This window comes from Streptomyces laurentii (genome assembly GCF_040635425.1).
Lineage (GTDB): Bacteria > Actinomycetota > Actinomycetes > Streptomycetales > Streptomycetaceae > Streptomyces > Streptomyces laurentii.
The window spans coordinates 100,559-126,198 of the sequence record NZ_JBEYHT010000015.1 but is presented as its reverse complement, the minus strand read 5'-3'; the positions used below and the strand labels follow the sequence as shown (position 1 = coordinate 126,198).

At 73.0% G+C, this 25,640-nt stretch carries 22 protein-coding genes and 1 pseudogene; 14 read left to right on the top strand and 9 right to left on the bottom strand.

Features of this window, described 5'->3' with window-relative positions:
- The 5 genes and pseudogenes from ABZ693_RS12875 to ABZ693_RS12855 form a co-directional block, all read left to right on the top strand.
- A partial coding sequence (locus ABZ693_RS12875; protein WP_359875897.1) for a 2-oxo acid dehydrogenase subunit E2 occupies positions 1-204 on the top strand: 204 nt, incomplete at its 5' end.
- A 164-nt stretch (positions 205-368) separates the two neighbouring features.
- Positions 369-863: pseudogene (ilvN, locus tag ABZ693_RS12870) on the top strand (acetolactate synthase small subunit); the annotation flags it as partial.
- Between the two features lie 125 nt (positions 864-988).
- Positions 989-2,695 (top strand): AMP-binding protein, encoded by a 1,707-nt coding sequence (locus ABZ693_RS12865; RefSeq protein ID WP_359875905.1) that lies wholly within the window; start codon positions 989-991, stop codon positions 2,693-2,695.
- Positions 2,696-2,988: 293 nt separating this feature from the next.
- Positions 2,989-4,215, top strand: coding sequence for a cytochrome P450 (locus ABZ693_RS12860; RefSeq protein ID WP_359875896.1), 1,227 nt, complete (start codon positions 2,989-2,991; stop codon positions 4,213-4,215).
- Positions 4,216-4,351: 136 nt separating this feature from the next.
- Positions 4,352-5,839, top strand: a complete 1,488-nt coding sequence (locus ABZ693_RS12855; RefSeq protein WP_359875895.1) for an MFS transporter — start codon at positions 4,352-4,354, stop codon at positions 5,837-5,839.
- 135 nt (positions 5,840-5,974) lie between these two features.
- Here the strand turns inward: ABZ693_RS12855 and ABZ693_RS12850 are convergent, their stop codons facing one another.
- A complete protein-coding gene (locus tag ABZ693_RS12850; RefSeq protein ID WP_359875894.1) occupies positions 5,975-6,685 on the bottom strand; it encodes a DsbA family oxidoreductase in 711 nt (236 codons plus the stop codon).
- A 361-nt stretch (positions 6,686-7,046) separates the two neighbouring features.
- On the opposite strand from ABZ693_RS12850, the gene ABZ693_RS12845 reads away from it, so the two are divergent.
- The 3 genes from ABZ693_RS12845 (at position 7,047) to ABZ693_RS12835 (ending at position 9,327) form a co-directional block, all read left to right on the top strand.
- A complete protein-coding gene (locus tag ABZ693_RS12845; protein ID WP_359875893.1) occupies positions 7,047-7,697 on the top strand; it encodes a ScbR family autoregulator-binding transcription factor in 651 nt (216 codons plus the stop codon).
- 55 nt (positions 7,698-7,752) lie between these two features.
- Positions 7,753-8,451 carry an HAD family hydrolase gene (locus ABZ693_RS12840; RefSeq protein WP_359875892.1) on the top strand — a complete coding sequence of 233 codons (699 nt, stop codon included), beginning with the start codon at positions 7,753-7,755 and terminating at the stop codon, positions 8,449-8,451.
- Positions 8,452-8,538: 87 nt separating this feature from the next.
- Positions 8,539-9,327 carry an SDR family NAD(P)-dependent oxidoreductase gene (locus ABZ693_RS12835; RefSeq protein WP_359875891.1) on the top strand — a complete coding sequence of 263 codons (789 nt, stop codon included), beginning with the start codon at positions 8,539-8,541 and terminating at the stop codon, positions 9,325-9,327.
- A gap of 67 nt (positions 9,328-9,394) precedes the next feature.
- Here ABZ693_RS12835 and ABZ693_RS12830 read toward each other — a convergent pair whose 3' ends face one another.
- Entirely contained in the window at positions 9,395-9,973 is a 579-nt protein-coding gene (locus tag ABZ693_RS12830; protein ID WP_359875890.1) for a Dps family protein, read from the bottom strand.
- A 447-nt stretch (positions 9,974-10,420) separates the two neighbouring features.
- Here ABZ693_RS12830 and ABZ693_RS12825 point away from each other — a divergent pair, with 447 nt between their 5' ends.
- The 3 genes from ABZ693_RS12825 to ABZ693_RS12815 all read left to right on the top strand — a co-directional run bounded on the left by ABZ693_RS12825 (position 10,421) and on the right by ABZ693_RS12815 (position 13,363).
- On the top strand, positions 10,421-11,083 hold the full coding sequence (locus tag ABZ693_RS12825) for a hydrolase (protein ID WP_359875889.1): 663 nt from the start codon (positions 10,421-10,423) through the stop codon (positions 11,081-11,083).
- Positions 11,084-11,165: 82 nt separating this feature from the next.
- The gene (locus ABZ693_RS12820; protein ID WP_359875904.1) at positions 11,166-11,720 is read left to right on the top strand and encodes a DoxX family protein; all 555 of its coding nucleotides are present in this window, start codon (positions 11,166-11,168) and stop codon (positions 11,718-11,720) included.
- A 2-nt stretch (positions 11,721-11,722) separates the two neighbouring features.
- Positions 11,723-13,363, top strand: coding sequence for an MFS transporter (locus ABZ693_RS12815; protein ID WP_359875888.1), 1,641 nt, complete (start codon positions 11,723-11,725; stop codon positions 13,361-13,363).
- A gap of 59 nt (positions 13,364-13,422) precedes the next feature.
- On the opposite strand, the gene ABZ693_RS12810 is transcribed toward ABZ693_RS12815, so the two are convergent.
- The 5 genes from ABZ693_RS12810 to ABZ693_RS12790 all read right to left on the bottom strand — a co-directional run bounded on the left by ABZ693_RS12810 (position 13,423) and on the right by ABZ693_RS12790 (position 20,846).
- Entirely contained in the window at positions 13,423-14,526 is a 1,104-nt protein-coding gene (locus tag ABZ693_RS12810; protein ID WP_359875887.1) for a helix-turn-helix domain-containing protein, read from the bottom strand.
- 94 nt (positions 14,527-14,620) lie between these two features.
- Positions 14,621-15,373 carry a carbohydrate ABC transporter permease gene (locus ABZ693_RS12805; RefSeq protein ID WP_359875903.1) on the bottom strand — a complete coding sequence of 251 codons (753 nt, stop codon included), beginning with the start codon at positions 15,371-15,373 and terminating at the stop codon, positions 14,621-14,623.
- 110 nt (positions 15,374-15,483) lie between these two features.
- Positions 15,484-16,398 (bottom strand): carbohydrate ABC transporter permease, encoded by a 915-nt coding sequence (locus tag ABZ693_RS12800; protein WP_359875886.1) that lies wholly within the window; start codon positions 16,396-16,398, stop codon positions 15,484-15,486.
- 61 nt (positions 16,399-16,459) lie between these two features.
- Positions 16,460-17,770, bottom strand: a complete 1,311-nt coding sequence (locus ABZ693_RS12795; protein WP_359875885.1) for an ABC transporter substrate-binding protein — start codon at positions 17,768-17,770, stop codon at positions 16,460-16,462.
- Positions 17,771-17,930: 160 nt separating this feature from the next.
- Complete coding sequence (locus ABZ693_RS12790) at positions 17,931-20,846, bottom strand: helix-turn-helix transcriptional regulator (RefSeq protein WP_359875884.1); 2,916 nt, start codon at positions 20,844-20,846, stop codon at positions 17,931-17,933.
- Positions 20,847-21,370: 524 nt separating this feature from the next.
- Between ABZ693_RS12790 and ABZ693_RS12785 the strand changes: the two genes are divergently transcribed.
- Both ABZ693_RS12785 and ABZ693_RS12780 read left to right on the top strand, forming a co-directional pair.
- On the top strand, positions 21,371-22,207 hold the full coding sequence (locus tag ABZ693_RS12785; protein ID WP_359875883.1) for an alpha/beta fold hydrolase: 837 nt from the start codon (positions 21,371-21,373) through the stop codon (positions 22,205-22,207).
- Positions 22,204-22,467 carry a hypothetical protein gene (locus tag ABZ693_RS12780; RefSeq protein WP_359875882.1) on the top strand — a complete coding sequence of 88 codons (264 nt, stop codon included), beginning with the start codon at positions 22,204-22,206 and terminating at the stop codon, positions 22,465-22,467. The genes ABZ693_RS12785 and ABZ693_RS12780 overlap by 4 nt, the downstream gene beginning before the upstream one ends.
- A gap of 147 nt (positions 22,468-22,614) precedes the next feature.
- Here the strand turns inward: ABZ693_RS12780 and ABZ693_RS12775 are convergent, their stop codons facing one another.
- Positions 22,615-23,262 (bottom strand): TetR/AcrR family transcriptional regulator, encoded by a 648-nt coding sequence (locus ABZ693_RS12775; RefSeq protein ID WP_359875881.1) that lies wholly within the window; start codon positions 23,260-23,262, stop codon positions 22,615-22,617.
- Positions 23,263-23,392: 130 nt separating this feature from the next.
- Here ABZ693_RS12775 and ABZ693_RS12770 point away from each other — a divergent pair, with 130 nt between their 5' ends.
- Positions 23,393-24,844, top strand: a complete 1,452-nt coding sequence (locus ABZ693_RS12770) for an MFS transporter (protein WP_359875880.1) — start codon at positions 23,393-23,395, stop codon at positions 24,842-24,844.
- 117 nt (positions 24,845-24,961) lie between these two features.
- Here ABZ693_RS12770 and ABZ693_RS12765 read toward each other — a convergent pair whose 3' ends face one another.
- Complete coding sequence (locus ABZ693_RS12765; protein WP_359875879.1) at positions 24,962-25,534, bottom strand: GNAT family N-acetyltransferase; 573 nt, start codon at positions 25,532-25,534, stop codon at positions 24,962-24,964.
- Positions 25,535-25,640 lie beyond the last annotated feature (106 nt).

Genomic DNA, 25,640 nt, shown 5'->3' with positions numbered 1-25,640 from the left:
AACCCGGGCGAGTCCGCGATCCTCGCGGTCGGTGCGATCAAGCTCCAGCCCTGGGTCCACAAGGGCAAGGTGAAGCCGCGCCAGGTCACCACCCTGGCCCTGTCCTTCGACCACCGCCTCGTCGACGGCGAACTCGGCTCCCGGTTCCTCGCCGACATCGCCGCGATCCTGGAACAGCCCAAGCGACTCGTCACCTGGGGCTGAGAGCCCTCCGTCGACAGGCCGGCGGCGCGCGTACCCACGGGCGGTCACGTACTCACGGGCAGGGGGGATCCGCCCGACGAGGCCGTGGCCGCCCGTGGAGTCCGTCCCGGCCTCGCCGGCGGCGCGGGCGCCCCAGAGAGAAGCCGACAGAAAGGGAAAGTGCCATGTCCGTCCACACGCTCGCGGTCCTGGTCGAGAACAAGCCGGGCGTCCTCGCCCGCACCACGTCCCTCCTCGCGCGCCGGGGCTTCGCCCTCGACTCCGTCTCCGAGGGAACGACGCGGGATCCCGCCGTCTCCCGCGTCACGATCACGGTGGACGCGGAGGTCCGCCCGCCGGCTCAGGTCAGGCGGCAGATCGGCGAGCTCGTCGACGTTCTGAAGGTCGTCGAGGTCGGGCCGGGTGCCGCGATCCGCCGCGGACCGGTCCTGGTGAAGGTCCGCGCCTGCCACGACACCCGCTCCCACGTCATCGAGATCGTCCGGCGCTTCCGCGCCCGGATCGTGGACGTCTCGCCCGAGACGGTCACCATCGAGGCCACCGGGACCCGCGACACACGCGACGCGCTGCTCACGATGCTCGGTCCGTTCGGCATCACCGCACTCGTCCGGTCGCGCACCGCCGCCACCGGCCGCGGCTCCGCGACACCGCGCGCCCTCCCGAACTCCTCCCCCTCCTCGTCCCCTTCGCCCGTTCGCTTACCGATCCAAGGAGAACCCCCGTGGCCGAGCCGTTCCACGACGACAACGCCGACCCGTCCGTCACGCGGGGCCGCACGGCCGCGGTGACCGGTCACGGCGGCCAGGGCCACGCGGGCGCCACGGACGAGTTCCGGGCGGCCCGCGACTTCCTCCTCGCCCGGCGCGGCGACTACCGGGCCGCGTACGAGGACTTCGCCTGGCCCCGGCCCGAGTACTTCAACTGGGCGCTCGACTGGTTCGACGTGATCGCCGAGGGCAACGAGCGCACCGCCCTCTACATCGTGGAGGAGGACGGCCGGGAGTCGCGGCACTCCTTCGCGGGCCTCTCCGCCCGTTCCTCGCGGCTCGCGGGCTGGCTGCGGGCGCAGGGTGTCGGGGCGGGCGACCGGATCCTCGTCATGCTCGGCAACCAGGTGGAGCTGTGGGAGACGGCCCTCGCGGCGATGAAGCTGGGAGCCGTCCTCACTCCGGCGACGCCGCAGCTCGGTCCGGTGGACCTGCGGGACCGGATCGAGCGGGCCCGGGTGGGACACGTCGTCGTCCGGGCGGCGGACCGGGCGAAGTTCGACGAGGTGCCGGGCTCCTACACGCGCGTCCTGGTCGGCGGCACCCGCGCGGACGCGGCCGCGGGCTGGCTGCCGTACGAGCGCTTCGAGGCGTACGAGGGCGGGTTCGAGCCCGACGGTCCGACCCGCGCGGACGACCTGCTGATGCTCTACTTCACCTCGGGGACGACCTCGGCGCCGAAACTGGTGGAGCACTCCCATGTCTCGTATCCCGTCGGGCACTTGTCGACGATGTACTGGATCGGGCTGCGCCCCGGCGACGTGCATCTGAACATCTCCTCGCCGGGCTGGGCCAAGCACGCCTGGTCCAGTCTCTTCGCGCCGTGGAACGCCGAGGCGACCGTGTTCGTGTTCGACTACGAGCGGTTCGACGCGGCCCGGCTGATGTTCGAGATGGACCGGGTGGGGGTCACCTCCTTCTGCGCCCCGCCCACCGTGTGGCGGATGCTCATCCAGTCCGACCTCGGCCGGCTGCGGACGCCGCCGCGGGAGGCGGTGGGGGCCGGGGAGCCGCTCAATCCCGAGGTGATCGAGCGGGTCCGGGACGCCTGGGGGGTGACCGTCCGGGACGGCTTCGGGCAGACCGAGATGAGCCTGGCCATCGGCAACTTCCCCGGCATGGAGCCCGTTCCCGGTTCCATGGGGCATCCCGCGCCCGGCTTCACGGTGACGCTGATCGATCCGTCGGGCGCGCCGGCCGACGAGGGCGAGATCTGTCTCGAACTGTCGCGTCCGGACCGCCCGGTGGGCCTGACGAGCGGCTACCACGGCGACTGGGAGCGCACGGGCGAGGCCATGGCGGGCGGCCTCTACCGCACGGGCGACATCGGCCGCCGTGACGCGGACGGCCGGATCACCTATGTCGGCCGGTCGGACGACGTCTTCAAGGCGTCCGACTACAAGATCAGCCCGTTCGAGCTGGAGAGCGTGCTCCTGGAGCACGAGGCGGTCGCGGAGGCGGCCGTCGTCCCGGCGCCCGACCCGCTGAGGCTCGCCGTCCCCAAGGCGTACGTGGTCCTGGCCGACGGCTTCGAGCCGGGTCCGGAGACGGCCGGGAGGCTCTTCGCGTACGCGCGAAAGACGCTGGCCCCGTACAAGCGGATCCGGCGCATCGAGTTCGCCCCGCTGCCGAAGACGGTGTCCGGCAAGATCCGCCGCGTCGAGCTGCGGTCGGCGAGCACCGCCGGTTCCCCGGCGGAGTACCGCGACAGCGACTTCCGCTGACCGTGGGCGGGCCGCCAAGGCCAGGCGGGCGCGAGTCGGCTCCCGGAAGCCGGAGCGGGTTTGGCAAGTTGCCAAACCCGCTCCTGGGTGCCGCGCCCCGCGGAGAAAACCGAACGATAGATATGTAATCTCGCGATAAGCGAGTCGCGAGACCCGAGATCCGAGATCCGGCGTAGTCCCGAGATCCGAGATCCGGCGTAGTCCCGAGATCCGAGATCCGGCGAAGTTCCGAGATCCGAGATCCGAGATCCGAGTTCCCTCTGCCCCCGATCCCTCTCAAGGACGGTCAAGACATGTCAGCGGACACCCTTTCCGTGCCGGAAGCCTCCGAGGTCCCGTTCATCAACGTCATCGACCCCGAGTTCCGTTTCGACCTGCCCGAGGTCGTCCGGGCCCAGGCCGCGGGATGGTACGCCGAGACTCCGCTCGGCATGCTCGTCCTGCGTCACGCGGAGGCCGCGGAGCTGGTCAGGGACAACCGGCTGACCCACAACGGCACCGGCTTCATGGAGCAGAACGGCATCAGCGGCGGCCCCGTCTACGACTGGTTCGTCAACGGCCTGGTGAACCGGGACGGCGACAGCCACCGCCGGCTCCGGGGTCTCGTCGGCCGCGCGTTCACCCCGCGCATGCTGGAGAACCTGCGCCCGGTCATCAAGCAGGCGGCCGAGCGCCTCGCCGACGAGATCGCCGCCAAGGGCGAGGTCGACTTCTTCGAGGCCTTCGCCGACGCGCTGCCGCTGACCGTCATGTCCGAACTGCTCGGCGTGCCGGCCGAGGACTACCCGCGCTTCAGCACCTGGAGTTCGGAGATCGGCCTGGTCTTCAGCCTCGCGCTCGGCGGCGACATCCCGGCGCGTGTCGAGGCCGCCGTCGTCGGCCTGTACGACTACGTGGACACCCTCATGGCCAAGAAGGCCGAGGCGCCCACCGGGGATCTCGTCTCCGCCCTCGTCACCGCCCAGAAGGAGGACGTCGACGGGGCCCGGGTCAGCCTGGAGGAACTGCGCAACCTCGTCGTCACCATGGTGTTCGCCGCGCACGACACGACGCGCCTCCAGCTGGCCAACGCGATGGTCACCTTCTCCGAGCATCCCGACCAGTGGGCCCTGCTCCGTGAGAACCCGGAGCTCGCCCCGCGGGCGGTCGAGGAGGTCATGCGCTGGCGCCCCTCGTCCAATGCCGTCTACCGGTACGCGGCCGAGGACTTCGAGTTCCGCGGGCGGAAGATACCCGAGGGCACGATGTTCATGATCGGCGTGCAGGCGGTGCACCGCGACCCGCTCGCCTACCCCGGCGGTGACGTCTTCGACATCACGGCGGACCGCGCGACGGCCGTGATGCAGTTCGGCGGCGGCCCGCACTACTGCCTGGGCGCCCCCCTCGCCCGGATGGAGATCACCGAGGCGCTGCCCGCGCTCGCCCGCCGCCTCGGTGCCCCGAACGTCGTCGGTGAGGTCACCTGGCGCCCGGCGATCGGCATCACCGGCCCCAACGAACTTCAGCTGAGCTTCGGCTGATGACCCGTCACGGCTGCCTCGGGCACGGCCCGGACCGCCGCCGCGCGGAGCCCCCGACCGCGCGGCGGCGCCCCGTCCGCCGTACCCGAGCCCCCCACCGGAAAAGAACGACCATGAAGAAGACCATGGAGGTCTTGTGACCACGTCGACACCAGCCAAGAAGGCGGGACTCGTCCTGTTCTTGCTGGCCTTCTCCCAGTTCATCATCAGCGTCGACCTCAACATCGTCTACGTCGCGCTGCCCGACATCGGCACCGCCCTCGGCTTCTCGGCCCAGTCCCTGCAATGGGTCGTCTCCGCCTACGCGGTGGCCTTCGGCGGGCTGCTGCTCTTCGGCGGCCGCGCGGTCGACCGCATCGGTGCCCGCCGGCTCTTCATGACCGGCCTCGCGTTCTACGGGGTCTCCTCGCTGGTCGGCGGCCTCGCCACCACGCAGGCCGTCCTCATCGGCGCGCGTCTCTTCCAGGGCGTCGGCGGCGCGCTGCTCTTCCCCGCGGTGCTCGCCCTGATCGCCACCTCCTTCGAGGGCGCCCAGCGCAACAAGGCGTTCGCCGCCTGGGGTGCCGCCGGCTCGCTCGGCCTCGCGGCGGGAGCGCTTCTCGGCGGTGTGCTGACGGACCTGGCCTCGTGGCGCTGGATCTTCTTCGTCAACATCCCGCTGGCGCTCATCGCCCTGCTGCCGGCCCCGTCGGCGATCCGCCCGGACGGCCCGGCGAACCTCTCCAAGGGCTTCGACATCCCGGCCGCGCTGCTCTCCACGGTCGGTGTCTCCGCGATCGTCACCGGCCTGGTGACGGGACCCGACGAGGGCTGGGCCGCCCCGCTCACCCTCGGCTCCCTGGCCCTCGGTGTCGTCCTCCTCCTCGCCTTCTTCGTGACCGAGGCGAAGACCGCCAACCCGCTCATGCCGCTCCGGCTCCTGAAGAACCGGCCGCTGGTCGTCGCCATGGCGGTGCTCTTCGTCTTCCAGACGGCGCTGGCCGGCGCGTACTACAGCTTCACCACCTACGTGCAGCCGGTCCTCGGCTACACCGCGATCCAGGCGGGCCTCGCGTTCCTGCCGCTCACGCTGGTCTCGATCATCGGCTCGGGCAAGCTCGCGCCGAAGTTCATGGAGCGGTACGGCATGCGCGCCACGCTGTCGACCGGCATGGTCGTCAACGGCATCGGCATCGCGGCGACCATCCTCGGCATGTCGGTCGGCGGCTCCTTCTACGCCCTGCTGCCCGGCTCCGTCATCTGGGGTATCGGCGGCGGTCTCGTCTTCGTCTCCGTCTTCGCCTCCGCCAGCTCCGGCGTCGGCGCGGAGGAGCAGGGCGTGGCGAGCGCGATGGCCTCGACGGCGCAGCAGGTCGGTGGCGCGGTGGGCCTCGCGTTCCTGGTCGCGATCGCCAACTCCACCTTCTCCGGCACCTACGCGGAGGCGGCGAAGGCGGACATCGTGTCGGGCCTGCACCTGGCCGGCTACGTCGGCGCCGGCCTCCTGGTCCTGGGCGGCATCCTCGCCCTGGCCATGAAGAAGAACGCGCCGTCGGCCGAGGTCAAGGTCGAGGCGAGCGACATCAGCGACATCGGTGACCTCAGCGGGATCTCCGAGAAGTCCCCGCAGCATGTGAGCGGCTGAGCGGAGCCGCCCCGTGCGTCGCAGACGGCGCCATGCTCCTGTCCTTCCGGAGCGTGGCGCCGTCCGTCGTTCCCGCCGGAAAACGGCGGGGGCGTCCCTCCCCTGGGAAGGACGCCCCCGCCGTTCGCCGCTGTCTCAGTGGGGAACGGGGCAGCCGTCCGGCCCGCACACATGGGCGTCGTCCGCGCCCTCGACGGCCTGGAGGGGAGAGCGGTCGCCCCAGGCCTGGGTGAGGGCCCGGGTGAAGGCCTCGGCGGACTGGGCGCCGGAGACGCCGTACTGCCGGTCGAAGACGAAGAACGGGACTCCCGCGACCCCGAGTTGGGCACCCTCGCGCTCGTCCGCGCGGACGTCGTCGGCGTAGGCGTCGGGGGCGGCGAGCACCTTCCTGGCGGCATCGGCGTCGAGCCCGACCTCGGCGGCGAGCGCGACGAGCCGCTCGTCGTCGGCGAAGAGGGAGCCCTCCTCGCCGAAGTTGGCCCGGTAGAGCGCCTTGACGAGCTCGTGCTGCTTGCCGCGGGCCTTGGCGAAGTGCAGCAGCCGGTGGATGTGGAAGGTGCTTCCGTGGTCCCGCCCGGCGACGTACGGCAGCCCCTCGCCCGCGGACTGGGCGGTGAGGTTCCGCTCGTTGGCGAGCGCCTGCGCCTCGGTCCAGCCCTTCCCCTTCATGAGCACCTTGATGATGGGCTCCACGTCGCCCTTGGCGCGACCGGGCTCCAGCTCGTACGACTTGTGCTCCACTTCGACGGCTCCCCGGTGCGGGAAGGCGGCCAGCGCCTTCTCGAACCGGGCCTGAGCGACGTAGCACCAGGGGCAGGTGATGTCCGACCAGATCTCTACCTTCACGGTGGTGGCCTTTCTGCGGGATCGATGAACAGCGAACAACGGACAACGAACAGCGAGCGGCGAACGGGGAGACGGCGAAGGGCCGGCTACGGGCCGCTCTGCCGAGTGAAACGGGGAGAACCGCCGCATCCTTCCGGTCCGCGCCCCCGAGTTTCCGGAGATCGGGGCGCGTCGGGGACCCGCCCGGACGCGCGTGAGCGCGCCGCCGGGGCGGCAGCCGGGGTCATGGTCCCGAAAGAGCCTCAAAGGGGGAGGATTCCGGCCGGTGTCAGCCGGTTGTGCACAGGCTCTGGGTTCCTGGAACGACGACAAGTAAAGTAACGGTCGTTCTTTTCGTTTATCGAGGGAGGGCCGGGCACCCATGCCGGGACCGAAGCAGGAGCGAGCACAGAAGACGCGCGAGGAGATCCTGCGCGCCGCTGCCGAGGTGTTCGACGAGCGGGGCTATCACGGTGCCGGGATGCGGGAGATCATGAAGCGCGCCGGTGTGACGCTCGGCGCCGTGTACTTCCACTTCCCCAACAAAGAGGCACTGGCCCAGGCCGTCATGCACGAGCAGCCGGCCACCATCGTGCCTTCCCTGAGATCGGAGGGGCTGCAGCGGCTGGTGGACATCACCCTCGTGTGGTCGCACAAGCTGCAGTCCGATCCGTTGCTGCGCGCGGGCGTCCGGCTCACCAGCGAACAGACCGGCTACGGCTTCGACGATGTCACCCCCTACCGCCAGTGGGCCCAGATCATGGAGGAGTGCCTGGTCGACGGCCTCGCGGCGGGTGATGTGCGGACGGACACGGACGTCCACGCGCTCGCCGAGTTCCTCGTGGCCGCGTGCACGGGACTGCAGGCGTACTCCCTCCTGGCGAGTGGCCGTGACGACCTGCCCGAGCGGGCGCGGACCATGTGGCGGCTGATCATGCCGGCCATCGCCACGCCCCACGCCGCCGCCGGCATCGACGTGAGCGAGGAGAGGGAGGCCGCCGTCAACGGCCTGACAGCGGGCTCCGGCCGCTGACGCACCAGCCATGAACGTTCCATCTGCCTGAACGAACTTCGGACAAGGACGGACCATGCATCAGCGCTTAGACCGGCTGCGCCTCGTGGCGCTCAACATCGACGGCGTGCTGCTCAACGACACGTTCAGCCCCGTCATCGGCGCCTTCGTCACCAGCCGAGGGGGTGTGTACGACGCCGAGACCGAGCGCCGCATCCTCTCCCAGCCGCGCCGGATCGCGGGCGGCGAGATGGCCCGGGCGGCCGGTCTCGACGTGACGGGCGAACAGGCCCTGGAGATCTACTTCGCCGAGCGGGACCGCTACGTCGCCGAGCACCCGATCCGGCCGTTGCCCGGTGCCGCCGAACTCATCGCCCGCGTACGGGACCTGGGGCTCGCGGTGGTCTGCTACGGCGGCCTGAGCCGGCCGCACTTCGACACCCATCTGGGAGCCTGGGCCCACCTGTTCGACGGACCCGGCTACGTCTGCACGGACTCCTTCCGGCCCGGCATCAAGGAGATCGCCGGGGACGTCTTCGGACTCGGCCTCGACCAGGTGCTGTTCGTCGACGACGTCGCCCGGGTCGCCGAGGCGGCCAAGGCCCTCGACGTGCCGTTCATCGGCCACCCCAGCAGTTTCCAGCGCGCCTTCATGGAGGAGCTGGGGGTGCGGCACCTCGTCGACTCGCTGGACGCGATCGACGAGGAGCTGCTGCGGACACTCGACGCCCAGGCCGCCGCGGGCGGGGTCTGGCGGACGGCACCCGTGAGCTGACCCGCGTACGCCTGTGACCGAGCCGAGTGGATTCGAGAGGAACGCGCGATGAGTGTCCCCACGACGAGTACGACGAGTACCCCCACGATGAGTACCCCGACGACGAACGGCGACCGCGGGATGCTGGCCGGCAAGACGATCATGATCACCGGTGCGTCGAGCGGCATCGGAGCGGCGGCGGCGCGGCTGTTCGCCGCCGAAGGGGCGGCCGTGGTCGTCATGGCGCGCCGGGAGAGGGAGATCGGGAAGCTGGCCGAGGAGATAGCCGGGGCCGGCGGAAAGGCGCTCGCGGTCGCCGGGGACGTGACGGTCCCGGCGGACGTCCGCCGGGTGGCCGACGCCGCCGTGCGGACGTACGGCCGGCTCGACGGCGGCTTCAACAACGCCGGCTGGGCCACGGCGGGCACCCCGCTGCACGAGACCGACGACGCCGTCTTCGACCAGGTCATGGACGTGAACGTGCGCGGTGTCTGGAACTGCATGAAGGCCCAGATAGGCGTCATGCTGGCCGACGGCCGAGGCGGAGCCGTCGTCAACACCTCAAGCTGCGCGGGCGTGGTCGCGACCGGCGCCACGGCGTCGTACATCGCGGCGAAACACGCGGTGATCGGCCTGACGAAGGCGGGCGGCGACGAGTACGGGCAGCGCGGGATCCGGGTGAACGCCCTCGTGGTGGGGAGTACCCGGACGGAACTCATGGAGCAGGTCCTGACCGACACGCCCTCCCTTGAGGAGAGCTTCGTCGCCCGTTCCCTGCAGAAGCGGATGGCCGAGCCGGTGGAGGTGGCGCAGGCGGCGGCGTGGCTCCTCAGCGACCGTGCCTCGTTCGTGACCGGCGCGGCCGTGCCGGTCGACGGCGGGTGGACGGCGGCCTGAAGCACGGCCGCCGTCCCCGGACCGCCGAGGCGTGCGGCGGTCCGGGGACGGCGGCGGCGGCCGCGCGTCAGGCGCGGACCAGCGGGGTGTCCACCAGGTGCTCGGCCAGGAACCACGCCTGCCGCTCGCCGGTCCGGATCACCTGGGAGACCAGCAGGTCGTTGGTGCCGTCGTCACCGCTCGCGGCGGCCCGGGCGGCCGCGTCGTGGGCGTCGATCAGGATGGTCTCGTGGGCCGCGAGCAGCCGGGACAGCATCGCCGGCACCTCCTCCACACCGTCCGGGGGGCGCGGGATCGAGGTGAGCTCGGCGACGTGCCGGGAGTCGCCGACCGCGACGCCGCCCAGCGACTGGACGCGCTCGGCCAGCGCGTCGACGATCTCCAGCTGCTCGCCCGCGTGCCGGTCCAGGACCAGGTGCAGCTGGTAGAAGGTCGCGCCGCGCATCAGCCAGTGGTGCTTCTTGTAGAGGCCGTGCAGGATCTGCGTGTCCGCGAGGACCCGGTTCAGACGCTGGCAGGAGTACATCCGCGTCTCGTAGGACAGCCCGACCGGGAACTGCTTGACGGTCCCGTACTCCTGGATCACCTCGCCCTTCTGGTGCAGCCAGGGCTGGCTTCCGTGCGGGGCCGGGGAGTGGGTGGTCATGGCGCGCCTCCTGCGGTGCGGTGCTGTGTGCGTGGGGTTGTACGGATCCGTCGCGACGCTAGGCGCCCGGCCCGGCGGCGGATGTCCCCGCAGCGCACGGGGTGGTGACTGTCGGCGCACCCGGACGCGGGCCGGCCGGGAGTGCACTCGGTGAACGCTCTTTGTGCGCTGCCGGGATACCCGGGACTTCCGGCCGGACCTAGCGTGGCGGGGCAGAGAGCGAGGCGCTGCCGGAAGCGCGAACACGCCGATTCCTCATGCGGACTCATGTGGACTCATGTGGATTCACGTGGATCGCGCCGTGCGTCCGGCTCCCGGCCCGCTCTCGCCCCACCCGGTCTTCCGGGACGGGCCCGGCCCTGTGTCGCCCGTCCCGGGAACCCACTTCCTCTTCGCCCCGCCGTCACCGTGCGGCCGGGCTCGCACCACGCGTGGAAAGGCACCACCATGACCACCCTCGCCGAGGTCACCGCGTCCCCCAGCCCCGACCTGCTCACCCCGGACAACTGCGCGGTCCTCTTCGTCGACCACCAGCCGCAGATGTTCTTCGGCACCGGCAGCGGCGACCGCACCTCGATCATCAACGCGACCGTCGGCCTGGCGAAGGCGGCCCACACCTTCGACGTGCCGACCGTACTCAGCACCGTCGCCGCCGAGTCGTTCTCCGGCCCGATCATGCCGCAGCTCGCCGCGGTCTTCCCCGGCCAGGAGATCGTCGACCGCACGACGATGAACGCCTGGGAGGACGCCGCCTTCGTCGAGGCCGTCAAGGCCACCGGCCGCAAGAAGCTCGTCATCGCCGGTCTGTGGACCGAGGTGTGCGTCGTGCTGCCCGCGCTCTCCGCGCTCGCGCAGGGCTACGAGGTGTACGTGGTCACCGACGCGTCCGGCGGCGTGAGCCCGCAGGCCCACGAGCACGCCATCCAGCGCATGGTCCAGGCCGGCGTCGTCCCCGTCACCTGGGTGCAGGTGCTCCTGGAGCTCCAGCGCGACTGGGCCCGCGGCGAGACGTACCTGCCGGTCATGGACGTCGTGAAGGAGCACGCGGGCGCGTACGGCCTCGGCGTGGTCTACGCGCAGGCCGTCATCGGGGAGCACGCCGCCGGCTGATCCGGCCCGTGCGTCAACCACCAGGCCGCACCGGCCGCATACGGGGATAGTCGGGAATCGGGAACAGGCAGGCAATCGGATGATGGACGCGGGACTGCTGGTCCTCCGGGCGGTCATGGGACTTCTCGTCGCCGGACACGGGGTCCAGAAAGTGAGTTTCCGCCTCGGCGGACACGGACTGGCGGGCGGCACCGAGGAGTTCCGGCACGACGGGTTCCGCGGGGGGCGGCTGACCGCGGTCGTCGCGGGGGCCAGTCAGATCGGTGCCGGCCTGTTCCTGGCCGCGGGCCTGCTCACGCCGCTGGCGGCGATGGCCGCCATGGGCGTGATGACGGTCGCGGGCACCGTCAAGTGGCGGCACGGCCTGTGGGTGCAGAACGACGGTTACGAGTACCCGCTGGTCCTCGTTGCCGTCTCCGGCGCGCTCGCGCTCACCGGGCCCGGCCGGTGGTCGCTCGACCAGGCGCTGGGGCTGCCGGCCTGGCCGTGGTGGGTGGTGCTCCCGGCGATCGCGGCCGGGCCGGTGAGCGGCCTGCTCACCCGCGCCGTCCTGCACCGCCCGGTGCCGGGCGGCCCGGCGGCCGAGGGCGCGGCGACGCCCGGCGGCGGCCCGGCCCAGCCCCGTACCCCGGCCTGACCATGACGACGACCTCCAAGCCTCCGGAGCGTGAAGTCACCTCCGCCTGGGCGCCGTTCGCGGTGCGCGTCTTCCGCGCGCTGTGGATCGCGCAGCTCGCCTCCAACGTCGGCAGCTGGATGCAGACCGTGGGCGCGCAGTGGCTGCTGGTCGGGGAGAGCGCCACGCTGGTGACGCTCGTGCAGACCGCGTCTAGCCTCCCCGTCATGCTGCTGGCGCTGCCCTCGGGCGTCCTCGCGGACCGGTTCGACCGGCGCGGGGTGCTGCTGGCCGCGCAGTTCGCCATGCTCGGCGTGTCCACCACGCTCGCCGTCCTCGCGTTCGCGGACGCGCTGACGCCCGGGCTGCTGCTCGGCCTCACCTTCCTGATGGGCTGCGGCACCGCCCTGATGGGCCCGGCCTGGCAGGCGATCCAGCCGGAGCTGGTGGACCGCGCCCAGTTGGGGCAGGCCGCCGCGCTCGGCGCGGTGAACATGAACCTGGCCCGGGCGGCCGGACCGGCCCTCGGCGGCGTGGTCGTCGCGGCGGCGGGCGTCGGCTGGGTCTTCGCCTTCAACGCCGTGTCGTACCTCGGTATCGCCGCCGTCCTCCTGGTCTGGAAGCGGCCCCTGGCCCCGGCCGCCGGGGGCGAGAGGCTGCGCGAGGCGCTGCGGACGGGCCGCCGGTACGTCCGGAACGCGCCCGGGGTCCGCCGGGTCCTGCTGCGCACGGTGCTGTTCGTGCCCGGCGGCGCGGCGCTGTGGGCGCTGCTTCCGCTGGTCGCGAGCCGGTCCCTGGGCCTGGGCCCGGGCGGGTACGGGCTGCTGCTCGGCGCGGTCGGGGTCGGCGCCGTGGGCGGCGCGTTCGTGCTGCCGGCCGTACGGCGCCTGCTCGGGCCCAACGGCACCCTCGCCGCGGGCGCCGTCGTCTACGCCGGCGTGCTCGCGGTCCTGGCCGCGGCCCCCGCCCCCTGGCTCGCGGTCGTCGTGCTGCTGCCCGCCGGACTGGCCTGGATCGGCGTCCTGTCGACCCTGAACGCCACCCTCCAGACCCGGCTGCCCGGCTGGGTGCGGGCCCGCGGGCTCGCCGTCTACCTGCTGGTCTTCCAGGGCGGCCAGGCCCTCGCGGCACCCGTGTGGGGCGCGCTCGCCGCGGGACCCGGACCGGCCGTCTCGCTCCTGACGGCGGCCGGACTGCTGGTGGCCGGCGCGGTGAGCGTGCGCTGGTGGCCGCTGTACGACGCGGACGCCATCGACCCGACGCCGTCCGGCCACTGGCCCGTACCGCCGCTGGTGTTCGAACCGGGCCCGGCCGACGGTCCGGTCCGGATCTCCGTGTCCTACCGGGTCGCCCCGGAGAACCGCGCCGCGTTCACCGACGGGATGGCGCACGTGGCCCGGTCACGACGGCGTACGGGAGCCCTCGACTGGGGGCTCTACCAGGACGGCAACGACCCGGAAGGGTTCGTGGAGACGTACGTCGTCGGCTCGTGGGCGGAGCACCTCGCCCAGCACCGGGGCCGGCTCACGGCCACGGACCGCGAGCACGAGGAACGCGCCCGCGGCCTGCTGATGCCGGGTACGGCGCCGGAGGTGACGCACGCGTTCGACGTCGCCGCCGGGCCGGTGGTGGTACGGCGCGACGCGGCGGAGTCACCGGGATGACGCCCTACGGGGTCCGGCCCCCGGACCCCGACGCCTCACCCCCGGCCTCGGAGGCGGTCTCAGGGTTCGACGAGCTGGACGGACGCCGTCCCCGCAAGCGACGCCTCGCCGCTCTCGCGCCATTCCCTGGGGGACATCCCGTACGCGGCCCGGAACACCCGGCTGTAGTGCGCGGCGCTGGTGAACCCCCACTGGTGCGCCACGGCCGCGATCGTGACGTTCCGGTGGAGCGCGAGGTCGCGCCGGGACCGGTCCAGGCGGCGCCGCTGGATCCACCGGTTGACGGTGGCGTCCTCGTTCTCGAAGAGCTTGTGCAGATAGCGCACGGAGATGTGGTGGGCCTGGGCGATGGCCCGCGGGGTCAGCCCGGGGTCCGCGAGCCGGCGGTCGATGAACGCCTGGATCCGCAGGCGCAGCGCCCGGTTCCCGCGGGGCGGCTCCCCGGCCGCCGCGGTCCGGCCGGTCACCTCGTCGTTGAGGACCCCGAGCAGGTCCACGAGGCCGCGGGCCAGCACCTCGACGACCCGCGGCGGGTACGTGCCGGCCCCGTCCACGAAGCCGCAGAGGAAGGGGGACAGCAGCCCGGCGAGCGGGGTGTCGCTCGGGAGGCGCCGGGCGGTGAGGCGGGCGAGGTCGCACTCCTTCAGGCCCAGGATGTCCTTCGGCAGGATCACGGACTTGGTGCGGGACGGTTCGGGGAGATCCAGCCGGACGGGCCGCCCGAGGTCGTAGACGACGATGTCCCCGGGCCCGAGGACCGCCGTCCGGCCGTCCTGTTCCAGGCGGGCGACTCCCTGTTCCAGCAGTTCGACGACGACGTAGCGGTGCCGCTCGCCCCGGGGTACGCGCAGGCGCGTACGCCGGAGGTCCTGACGGTCGCCGGCCACCGCGACGGACCGGACCCGGCTGAGCGGCCGCACCCGGACCCGGCCGTGGGGCACCCCGTCGGGGACGGGGGCGGGGACGTCCGTGGCGCCGTTCACGTCCCCGAGCGTCCGGGACCGGGGCTCGCGCCGGTACGCGCGCCCGCGCGGGGCGGGCAGGACGGCGGCGAGGTCGAATCCGCGGGGGGCGCGCCCCTCCGGGGTCGTCAGGAGGCCCGTGAGCCACGGGGATTCCATGACGGCCGGGATGTCCAGGATCTCCAGGGTCTCCGGAGCCATGCGCGTGTGCCTTTCGACGGGAGTGCCTTCGTACCCACCGTGCCAGCCGGCCTCGTCCGGCACATCACGTGAACCCGCTAGATAGGCGGACTGCCTATCTGTCGGCTCCCCGGGTCGCTCCGGAGGTGACGAATCGCTGGGCGACGACCAGCAGCAGCGCGGCGGGGACGGACGCGAGGACCGCCGTCGCCATGACGGCGTTCCACTGGCCGGTGTGCGCGCCGAGGTAGTCGTAGACGCCCAGGGTGATCGGCCGGACCGGCCCGGAGGTGGTCAGGGTGAGCGCGAACAGGAAGTCGCCCCAGGTGAAGAGGAAGGTGAAGACTCCGGCGGTGACGAGCGCGTTGACGCTCAGCGGGAGCACCACCGACCGGAACACGCGCAGCCGCCCGGCGCCGTCCATCCGGGCCGCCTCGACGATCTCCCGGGGGATGGTCCGCATGAACGTGTGGAGGACGACGATCGCGAAGGGCACCCCGGCGGTGGAGTCGGCGAGGACGAGCCCGGGGGACGAGTTCAGCAGCCCCAGCTCGGCATATGCCCCGTAGAGCGTGTCGGCGACGACGATGCCCGGCACCATCTGGGTGACCAGGACGCCGAGCAGGACGAGCCGGGTGCGGCGCGCGCGGAGCAGGGTCAGCCCGTACGCGGCCGGCGCGGCGAGCCCGAGGCTGAGCGCCACGCTGCCGAGGGACACCACGAGGCTGGTGACCAGGTGGCCGCCCTGGTCGCGCAGCGCCGTCGCGTACCCGCCGAGATCGGGGGCGGCGGGGAACCAGTCGCCCCGCACGATGCCGCCCGCGGGTTGCAGGGAGGTGTTCACCATCCAGTAGACGGGGAACAGCATCACGGCGAGCAGGACGATCCCGACGACCGTCGACGGCAGGCCGCGCCGCCCCGGCGCGCGCCTCGCCCCGCGCCCCGCGCCGGGCCCCGGCCCGCGCTTCTCCCCACGCCTCACGCGGACACCGCCCGGCCGCCGCCGGCCCGGAGCCGCCGCAGGTGAAGGAGGGCGAACAGGGTCGAGACGGCGATCAGGACGTTGCCGAGCACGGCGCCGTATCCGAACTCGTACCGCTGGAAGGACAGCTCGTACGCGCGCGTGGCGAGGGTCTGTGTGGCGCCGGCCGGGCCGCCGCCCGTCAGCACGAGGATCAGGTCCGCCGTCTTGACCGTGTAGACGACGCCCAGCAGCACGACGACGCGCGCCACGGGCCGCAGCAGCGGCCAGGTGAGATGCCGGAGGATCCGTACCGGCCCGGCGCCGTCGAGCCGCGCCGCCTCGTACAGATGCGGGGGGATGTCCTGGAGTCCGCCGTACAGGAGCGCGGTGGTGAAGGGGACGCCCACCCAGATGTTGACGACGATGACGGACACCAGCGCCTCGGTGGGGCCGGTGAGCCAGGGGATGCCGGACGAGGTGAGGTGGAGGCCGCGCAGCAGCGCGTTGACGGGGCCCGTGTCGGGGTCGAGCATCCACCGCCAGATCGCCCCGGACACCACGAGCGGCAGCAGCCAGGGCAGCAGGAGGAGCGCGCGCAGCGGCCCCGCGAGGGGGAAGCGGCGCTGGAAGAACAGGGCGAGGGCGAGGCCGATCGTGAACTGCCCGAGGACCGATCCGGCGGTGAACAGCGCCGTGTTCACCGCCGCCTCGGAGAACAGCGTGGAGGACAGGACCGCCGCGTGGTTGCGCAGGCCGGTGAAGGGGGCGTCACCCGTGGCGAAGCCGGTGGCGTCGTACCGCCGGAGGCTCATCACGAGGTTCTGGACGAGCGGGCAGCCGAGGAAGAGCAGCAGGTACGCGGCGGCGGGCAGCACGAACAGCCAGGCGGCCGGCCGTTCCCGGGCGCGCCGCACACGCCTCCCGTTCACCCCGGCTGTCCCGGCTGTCCCGGCTGTCCGGGATGGCCGGGGTGACCCGCCCGGCCCGCCGTCAGAGCCCGGCACCGGTCGCGATCCGCTGCGCGTCCTTCAGCGCTTCCTCCGGCGTCTGCCGCCCGGTCAGCGCGGACTGGATCGCCGTGTAGATCCCGGTGGCCGCCTGCGGCCAGCGGACGCCGAGCCGCGCGGTCCGTACGCGCGCGTCCTTCACGCTGTCCACGAAGACGGACATCGACGGGTTCGCCTGGGCGTACTCGGCGGCGACCCCGGCGCGGGAGGGCACGGTGAGGTGCTGGGCGGCCAGGGCGCGCGTGTTCGCGGGAGTGTTCAGACAGCCGAGGACCTGCGCGGCCTTCTTCTGCCGGGCCGTCGAGTCGCTCCGCGGCACGGTCCACACCTCGCCGCCGAGCGGGGTGACCGGCGGCTGCCCGGCCCGGGGGACGGGGACGGGGGCCACGCCCCACTTCAGCTTCTCGTCCGCCTTCAGCGCGGGGATGCGCCACGGGCCGTTGATCATCATGGCGGTCCGGCCGGCGGCGAACTGGTCGTGGACGTCGGCCTGGTTCCAGTTCAGGACCGACGCCGACATCGACCCGCTCTTCACCAGGTCGACCCACAGCCGCAGCGCCTGCGCGGCCTCGGGGGTGTCGAGCTTCGACTCGTCGCCGCCGTTGGACCACAGGAACGGCAGGAACTGCCACGTCCCCTCGAAGGTCGCGTTGGCGTCGACGGCCATGCCGTACCGGCCGGGCCGGGTCAGCCGGGCGGCGGCCGCCCGCAGCTCGTCCCAGGTCCGCGGCACGGCGACGCCGGCCTCGGCGAGCATGTCCTTGTTGTAGAAGAGGGCGACCGTGCTGACGTACGGGGCGAGCCCGTACACCTTCCCGTCGTACGTGCCCGCCGACAGGATGCCCTCGGTGACGTCCCGGGTGTCGATCCCCGACGCGGTGCCGGACGTGGCGCCCTTCGTCGCGCCGTTCAGGGGGCCGAACGTGTCCAGCGGGGCCAGCGCCCCGGTCCGGGCGACCTGCTGGAGGTCGGCGTTGTCCAGCATCAGCAGGTCGGGGAGGGTGTGCGACGACGCCTGCCGCAGCACCTGGGGGACGAGCGACGCCGGCGGGACGCTCGTGTGCTCGATACGGACGCCCGCGCGCCTGCCGCAGGAGGCGAGCGTCTCGGTCCACTGCTGATGCTCGGGGGCGTCGGTGTAGTAGTCGAGCACGGTGAGGGAGGTGGCCTCGGCGTCGGAGTCGTCGCCTCCGCCCGTGCCGCCGGCGCAGCCGGAGGCGGCGAGCACCAGAGCCATCGTCGCGGTCATTCGGGCGGCGACGTGCCGCGCCGGCCGGCGGGCCGGAGAGATCATGCTGGTGCCTTTGCAGAGGAACAGTGGGGGGAGTGCGGGGGTGTGGGGGTGGGGCGCCGGAGCCAGGCCGGACCCCCAGGGGCTCGCCTCTCCGCTTCCGGCCGCATGCATCTTAAGCAGCGCTGTCCGGCCCGTCGCCGGGCGGGACGAGGCCCCTTTCTCAGTCGTCGGGCAAGGCCGTCACCAGGTTGGCGAGCTGCACCCGGGAGTTGACCGACAACTTCCGGAAGGCCGAGGTCAGATGGGTGTTGACGGTGTGTGGGGAGAGGACGAGCAGATCGGCGGCCGACCGGTTGGTGTGGCCCTGGGCGATCAGGCGCGCGACCTTCTTCTCCGAGGCGGTGAGCGCCTCCCAGCCCTGGACGGGACGCGGCCCGGCCGTCACCCTGCGGCCACCCGACCCCCGCACCGCCCCCGATCCCGAGTCCGACCCCGACCCCGACCCCGACACCGTACGGTCCAGGGCCTGCTGCGCCCGTGCCGCGCCGGCGTGGGCACCGGCCTCGGCGAACGTGTCGCGGGCCCGCGCCAGCGCGGCCGCCGCCCGGCTCCGGTCGCCCGCCGCCAGGAGCGCCCGCCCCAGATCCACGTCCGCGTCGGCCCGGACCAGCGGGCGCGGGCCCGCGCCGAGCAGTTCCGTCGCGCGGACGAGGAGGGCGGAGTCGTCCCGTACGAGGCCGAGGGCCTGCGCGGCGAGGCCCGTGGCGGTCGGCACGGCCGGGTTGAGGTCCGCGTACGTCCCGGCCTGCGCCGCGAGGTCCTCGGCGAGCGCGCGGTCCCCGGCGCGCAGGGCCGTGCGCACGGCGGCGGCCACGTACACGCGCAGCAGCCGCCAGCGCATGAAGGAACCCTCCCGCTGGACGTGCCGGATCCGGTCGACGGCACGGTCGAGGTCCCCGTCGGCCTCGGCGTGGATGGCTTCGAGGAACCGTACGGCGGCCGTGTTGCCCGGGTTCGGCTTGGCCGCCAGCCGCTCCCGCGCCGCGTCCAGGTGCGCCCGCGCCGCGTCCCCGTCGCCGCGCAGCAGCGCGATCCGGGAGCGGAGCACCCGGCCGTTGAGCTGCTGGACGGACACCCGCACCTCGTTCTCGAGGCGTTCCATGGTGGCGAAGCCGGCGTCGGCGTCGTCGAGCCGGCCGATCCCCAGATCGTGCTGGCCCTGGGCCCACTGGAGCATCGCCTGCCGGGTCTCCGTGACGTCCCGCGCCCGCGCGAGCAGCCGCTCGGCGGCGGCGAAGTCGTCCGCGTGCAGGTGCGCGACGATCTCCTCGGGGAGGAAGGCGGAGTCGAGGGTGCTCAGGGCGGCGAATCGTTCCCTCGCCACCATGCTCTCGCCCGCGTTCTGCGCGATCTCGCCGAGCCCGGACAGGGCGAGGACGTGCGCCTCCCGGTCGCCGATGGCGAGCGCGCCGCGCAGCGCGTCCTCGCCGGCCTCGCGCGCCGCGACCAGGTCCTGCTCGCGGGACAGGGCGAGCGCGCGCAGGGCGGTCAGCCGCGCCGCGATCTCGGGGGCCACGCTTCCGGTGGCGAGCGCGGCCTCGGCCCGGCGGCGCAGCTCGCCGGCGAGGTCCATGCTCCACAGCGTCCCGCCGAGCGCCGCCTGCAGCCGGCCGAACGTCTCCAGCGGCGGCCGCCCGGCCAGCAGCCGGTCGCCCATCGCCAGGGCCTCCAGGTTCCGGCCGGCCCGGGTCAGGCAGAGGATCGCCTGCTCACCGACGGAGAACCACAACGGGCGTGTCGGCGGTACGAGTTCGAGGGCGCGCGTCATCAGGTCGGCGGCCAGGTCGGGGGTGACGGGCAGCACGTCCTCGGCCGCGCGCCGCAGCAGCGCCACGGCCTCCTCGTCGCCGGGCACGGCTCCCAGGAGGATGTGCGGGACCGCGTCGATCGGCCGGTGTCCGGCGGCGACCAGGATCCGGGCGGCCTCCCGGTGCAGGGCCTTGCGGGCGGACGGGGAGACGTCGGCGTAGACCGCCTGGCGCAACAGGTCGTGCCGGAAGGCCAGCCGGTCGCCGTCGTCGTCGAGGAGACCGGTGCGGACGGCCTCGTCGAGTGCGGTGATCAGCTCCGCGGCGGGCAGGCCGCGGAGCGCGGCGGCGTCCTGGAAGCCGAACCGGCGGCCCAGCACCGCGCCCATCTGCAGGAAGCGCAGGGTGTCGGGGCTCAGGGAGCGGAGCCGCCCGCGTACACCGGTCACCAGCCCCGGGGGTATGGACTCCTCGCCCGAAGTCCCGGTGACGTCAAGGGCGTCGGCTCCGCCGCCGCCCTCGACGGCGGTCGTGGCGGCGGCCCCGTCGCTCCGCAGCCCCGCGAGCAACTCGACGGCCAGGAACGGGTTTCCGCCCGCTCCGTCGAGCAGCTTCCGTACGGGCCCGTCGACGTCCGACCCGAGGGTGTCGCCGGCGAGCTGGGAGACGGCGGAACCGGACAGCGGCCCCAGTGGCAGGGCGACCGTCGGCAGGTTGCCCGCCGCGGCGGCGACGATCTCCTCCGCCGGTCCCGCGGGCTCCGGCCGGCTGGTCAGGATCCACAGCACCGGGGAGGTCCGCAGCCGGGCCGGCAGCTGCTGCAGGACGAACCGGCTCAGCGGGTCGGCCCACTGGACGTCGTCCAGGCTGATCAGCACCGGCGTGCCGGCGGCCCGGGTCTCGATCGCCTCGGCGAGGCGCTCCACCAGCCAGATCCCCTGGTCGTGGTGGCGGGCCAGTTCGGCGAACGCGTCCCCGGACAGCAGCGGCCGGCCGCCGTCGGGGGTGCCGTCCGGGCCGTCGTACAGGACGCCGTCCAGGGCGACGTCCGGGTCGCCGTACACGACGCAGGCCGCGAGCGAGGAGAGCGGCACCAGGTGGTGCAGTTCGTCGGCGCGGCCGACGCAGACGGAGAACCCCGCCGCGCCCGCCTTGGCGGCCGCCTCGGTGAGCAGGGTGGTCTTGCCGATGCCCGGCTCGCCCTGGATCAGGGCCAGCGCGCCGCTGCCGGTGTCCGCGACGGAGGAGATCAGCGAGGCGAGCGTCCGGAGTTCGGCTTCCCGGCCGCGCAGACCGGTACGGGACAGGGGGCCGTCCATGCCTGTCATGCCCGCCCCGCTCCGTCCGTCCTCGACGGGCCCGTCCGGCCTCGTCCGTTCTCGCTGGTCCTCGTCCGTCTTGGTCCGGACGTTGTCTCTCCGTGCACTCTAAACCGTTCCCCGCGTGCACAGGGATCGTGATCATCGCAGGTCAGGGCGCTGCGGTACGGCCGGACAGAAGCTGGACAGATGCCGGACAGAAGCGCGAAAGATGCCGGACAGAAGCGCGAAAGAAGCCGGACAGAAGTGGGAAAGAAGCCGGACGGAAGCCGGGCCGAGGCCGGTCCGGGGGCCTGCCGAGCCACCTCGCACGTCCAGGCAAGAAGCGTGCACACGAGGGCAACACGCGGCGGATCACCCGCCCTAGCGTGAATCTCGTTGGTGCCGCGCACGCCGCGAACGCGGTGAATGCCCGGGCCCCGACCGACGGCGAGAGCCGGCCCCGTCCCCACGGCGGCCGGCCTCGTCGAACCGGAGCACCGTGCCGCGCGTGCGCGCACCGGACCACCGCAGACCGAACGAAGGAAGAGACCATGCCGTACATCACCGTGGGCCAGGAGCACTCCGCCCCCATCGACCTCTACTTCGAGGACCACGGCACCGGGCAGCCGGTCGTCCTCATCCACGGCTTCCCGCTCGACGGCCACTCCTGGGAGCGGCAGAGCGCCGCGCTCCTGGACGCCGGCTACCGCGTGATCACGTACGACCGCCGCGGCTTCGGCCAGTCCGACCAGCCGACGACCGGGTACGACTACGACACCTTCGCGGCCGACCTGAACACCGTGATGGAGACCCTCGACCTGCGCGACGCCGTGCTGGTCGGCTTCTCGATGGGCACCGGCGAGGTCGCCCGCTACGTGGCCCGGTACGGCTCGGCCCGCGTCGCCAAGGTCGCGTTCCTGGCCTCCCTGGAGCCGTGCCTGCTGAAGACCGACGACAACCCCGACGGCGTCGCGCCGAAGGAGTTCTTCGACGGTGTCGTCGCGGCGGTCAAGGCCGACCGCTACGCCTATTACACCGCCTTCTACCAGGACTTCTACAACCTCGACGAGAACCTCGGCAGCCGGATCAGCGAGGAGGCCGTGCGCAACAGCTGGAACGTCGCCGCGCGCGGCGGCTTCTTCGCCGCGGCCGCCGCCCCGTCCACCTGGTACACCGACTTCCGGTCCGACATCCCGGCCGTCGACGTCCCCGCCCTGATCCTGCACGGCACGAGCGACCGCATCCTGCCGATCGAGGGCACCGCGCGGCCGTTCCACAAGGCGCTGCCGGCCGCGGACTACGTCGAGATCGAGGGCGCCCCGCACGGTCTGCTGTGGACGCACGCCGAGGAGGTCAACACCGCGCTCCTCGCCTTCCTGGCCAAGTGACCGCGCCCGCGGGCCCGTTCGGCGGGCCCGCGGCGCCACACTCCTGGGCGCGCCCCGGCCGGGCCGAGGCCGCGCTGCCGGCCGGGTGCGCCCGCCGGATGGGGTCGACCGCTCCGTACCTCACGGTCCGGGTCGACATCGCCTCGTGGGACGAGGAGACGATGAAGCCCGCCCAGCGGGCCGCGGTGAACCGCGCCGACCAGACCGTGCTGCGCGAGGCCGTCACGAAACTCACCACGCTTTACGCGTGCGGGACTTGAGCGCCCCGCGTGCCCGCCGGTCCGTGACCGGGGGTCCACGGACCGGCGGGCCGCTCCACGGTCCGTGGCCTGACGGCCGGGCCGGTCACCCCTCCCGCGCGAGGAGAAGGGCCGCGGCCTGAAGTCCGCCGGTTCCAGGGGGCGGCGTCAGGCGGACTCGGCGCGCCATACACCGGCCCGGGCCGCCTCGGCGGCGCTCCGGGCGGCCGCCACGGCATCCCGGTCGCCGGGTGTGCGGCCGAAGTTGAGCAGGGCGTAGTAGAGCGGCGCCGAGACGGCGGCGATGACGGCGTGCGGATCGGTGCCGGCCGGGATCTCGCCGCGGTCGACGGCGTCGCTGACGCAGCCGGCCCACTCGGCGACGCGTACCTCGTAGAAGCGGTGCAGGGCCCGGGCGGCCTGCTCGTCGCAGAGGGAGGCGGCGATCAGGGAGACGAAGAGGGGTCCCTGGCGGGCGTCGGCGAGGGTCCGCACGACGAGCCGGGCGTTGGCGAGGAGGTCGCCGTCGAGGGTGCCGGTGTCGGCGCGGGGCAGGGAGGTCTCCGCCATGTCGGTGAGGAGGTCGGCGGCGAGGGCGCCGGGGGTGCCCCAGCGGCGGTAGACGGTCGTCTTGCCGACGTCGGCGCGACGGGCGATCTCGGCGAGGTCGAGGGCGGCGAAGCCCTCGGCGGCGAGGGTGTCGCCGGCCGCCTTGAGTACGGCTTCGCGGACGCGCGCGGTCCGACCGCCGGGCCGCACGGTGCCGGCGGGGGCCGCGTGGGCGTCGGCCGGCGGGGGAGTGGAGGGCGTGGGCACGAGGGACTCCTGGGGGCGGCGCGGGCGGGACGGGACCAGCTTATCGGAACTCTGGTTCCCATTATGTCGAACGGGTGCTACCTTCATGGCCGTAACGGAACCCCAGACCCATTAGAGCCGGAGTCCAGTCATGTCCCCGTCACTCGCCACGCCCGAGACCACCCCCGACCTCGCGCACTCTCCCACTCCTCAGCCTCAACCGCCCCACCTCACCGGCCGGTTGAAGCTGATCCTGGCCGTTCTCCTGGTCACCCAGTTCATGCTGGCCGTGGACTTCTCGATCCTGAACGTCGCGCTGCCCGCCATCGGCGACGGCCTCGGCTTCTCGCTCTCCGACCTCCAGTGGATCGCCACCGCGTTCGCGCTGTCGGCGGCCGGCTTCACCCTCTTCTTCGGGCGGATCGGCGACCTGATCGGCCGCAAGAAGATCTTCATCGGCAGCCTGGCGCTCCTGGGCCTCTCCTCCCTGCTCGGCGGCCTCGCCACGTCACCCGAGGCGCTGCTGATCGCCCGCGTCGCCCAGGGCCTCGCGACCGCCGCCGCCACCCCGGCCGGACTCGCCCTGCTCACCACCTCGTTCCCCGAGGGGCCGCTGCGCCAGAAGGCGCTCGGCATCAACGGGGCGCTGATGTCGGCCGGCTTCACGGCGGGCGCGATCCTCGGCGGCGTGCTGACCGACGTGCTCTCCTGGCGCTGGGCGTTCTTCGTGAACGTGCCGGTCGCCCTCGCCGTCGTCGTCATCGCCCCGGCCGTGATCAAGGAGTCCCGCCCCACGGTCCGCCCCCGCCTGGACCTGCCCGGCGCGCTCACCGTCACCCTCGGCCTGCTCGGCGTCGTCTACGGCCTCACCCAGGCCGGCGAACACGGCTGGACCGACGCCCACGCCCTGGCCGGCCTGCTCGGCGGCGCGGTCCTGTTCGCCGCGTTCTTCCTGATCGAACGCAAGGTCGCCGAACCCCTCGTCCCGCTGAAGACCCTCGCCCGCCGCACCGTGGCCTGGGGCAACGCGCTCGGCCTGCTGGCCTTCGTCACCGAGACCTCCCTCGTCTACCTGCTCACCCTCTACCTGCAGAAGACCCTCGGCTTCTCCCCGCTGAGCGCCGGCGTCTCCTTCGGCGTCCTCGGCGTCGGCACCGTCATCGGCGGCCTGATCGCCCCCCGCGTCATCGCCCGCACCTCCACGCGCACCGCGCTGATCGCGGGCGGCGCCGTCCAGGCCGTGTCCACCGGAGCGCTGCTCTTCCTCGGCACGACGACCGGCCCGGCCCTGGGCCTGCTGCTGCCCGCCACCTTCCTCGGCGGCATCGGCAACATGCTCGTGATCGTCGGCTTCATGGTCACCGCCACCAGCGGCCTCCCGGACAAGGAACAGGGCCTGGCGACGGGCCTCGCGTCGATGTCCCAGCAGGTCGGCATCACCCTCGGCACCCCGATCATGTCGACGGTCGTCACCGCCACCACGGCGGGCGCGGCCACGGCCTCCGCCGTCCACCACGGCGTCACGATCGCGATCGCGGTCAACACGGCCCTGGTCCTCGCCGGAGTCGCCCTCGCGGCCTTCTTCCTCCGCCCCCGCCGCTAGTGCGATATCCACCCCCAAACTGGAAGAGGGGCCTGGAAAGCCCCCTCACACCCCTCCCCGACCCCCGCGCCACCGACCACGAACCTCAGCGCACCGCCCCGCGCCCCGCACCCCACCTCACAACCCCAGAACCATCTCCAGCTCCGACTGCCTCACGTCCAACGGATACCGCTCCGTCCGCCCCGTCAGTACGAACCCGCTCCGCCGGTAGAACCCGATCGCCCGCCCGTTCTCCTCGTGCACGAGCAGCGTCAGCCGCTTCGCCCCCGTCTCCTCCCGCGCCCACCGCACGACCTCGTCCAGCATCCGCGCCGCGAGCCCCGCCCCGGTCCCACCGGCGCCCCGATGCCCCGGCTCCAGCCACACCCCCCCGAGCTTCGCCGTGTCCGGCGCCGGCAGGAACCCGTTCATGACGCCGACCCACGCGCCGTCGGGCCCGACCGCCGCGACCCCCACGTTGCCCGGCCCGGCGGCCCGTGTCGTACGGAACCGCCACTCGGACTCGGGGAGGGCGAGCGCGTCGTCGACGGTCTCCAGGTAAGCGAGCGGGGTGTCCCGCAGCATCGCCAGGCGTATGGCCCGGTACGCGGGCCAGTCCTCGGGCTGTAAGCGATGCAGGCTGTAGTCCGGGTTCGGGTCCAGGTTCAGGTTCAGGTTCAGGGCGAGCGATCTTCGCAGGGCACCGCGCACGTGTCAGCGGGACAAGGCCGCCGATATCCGCTGTCCGCGGTTTGACCGTGCCCGGTGCATCCTTTACGACTTCTTAGCGGTCACGTTCAGAGAAGAGAACCGCACG

What these genes read in the sequence shown, in the direction of transcription:
- ABZ693_RS12845 (WP_359875893.1), top strand. Translation starts at nt 7,047, where the DNA reads ATGCCGGGACCGAAGCAGGAGCGAGCACAGAAGACGCGCGAGGAGATC.
- ABZ693_RS12840 (WP_359875892.1), top strand. Translation starts at nt 7,753, where the DNA reads ATGCATCAGCGCTTAGACCGGCTGCGCCTCGTGGCGCTCAACATCGAC.
- ABZ693_RS12860 (WP_359875896.1), top strand. Translation starts at nt 2,989, where the DNA reads ATGTCAGCGGACACCCTTTCCGTGCCGGAAGCCTCCGAGGTCCCGTTC.
- ABZ693_RS12790 (WP_359875884.1), bottom strand. Translation starts at nt 20,846, where the DNA reads ATGACAGGCATGGACGGCCCCCTGTCCCGTACCGGTCTGCGCGGCCGG.
- ABZ693_RS12785 (WP_359875883.1), top strand. Translation starts at nt 21,371, where the DNA reads ATGCCGTACATCACCGTGGGCCAGGAGCACTCCGCCCCCATCGACCTC.
- ABZ693_RS12830 (WP_359875890.1), bottom strand. Translation starts at nt 9,973, where the DNA reads ATGACCACCCACTCCCCGGCCCCGCACGGAAGCCAGCCCTGGCTGCAC.
- ABZ693_RS12820 (WP_359875904.1), top strand. Translation starts at nt 11,166, where the DNA reads ATGGACGCGGGACTGCTGGTCCTCCGGGCGGTCATGGGACTTCTCGTC.
- ABZ693_RS12810 (WP_359875887.1), bottom strand. Translation starts at nt 14,526, where the DNA reads ATGGCTCCGGAGACCCTGGAGATCCTGGACATCCCGGCCGTCATGGAA.
- ABZ693_RS12835 (WP_359875891.1), top strand. Translation starts at nt 8,539, where the DNA reads ATGAGTACCCCGACGACGAACGGCGACCGCGGGATGCTGGCCGGCAAG.
- ABZ693_RS12815 (WP_359875888.1), top strand. Translation starts at nt 11,723, where the DNA reads ATGACGACGACCTCCAAGCCTCCGGAGCGTGAAGTCACCTCCGCCTGG.
- ABZ693_RS12795 (WP_359875885.1), bottom strand. Translation starts at nt 17,770, where the DNA reads ATGATCTCTCCGGCCCGCCGGCCGGCGCGGCACGTCGCCGCCCGAATG.
- ABZ693_RS12825 (WP_359875889.1), top strand. Translation starts at nt 10,421, where the DNA reads ATGACCACCCTCGCCGAGGTCACCGCGTCCCCCAGCCCCGACCTGCTC.
- ABZ693_RS12805 (WP_359875903.1), bottom strand. Translation starts at nt 15,373, where the DNA reads ATGCTGTTCCCCGTCTACTGGATGGTGAACACCTCCCTGCAACCCGCG.
- ABZ693_RS12770 (WP_359875880.1), top strand. Translation starts at nt 23,393, where the DNA reads ATGTCCCCGTCACTCGCCACGCCCGAGACCACCCCCGACCTCGCGCAC.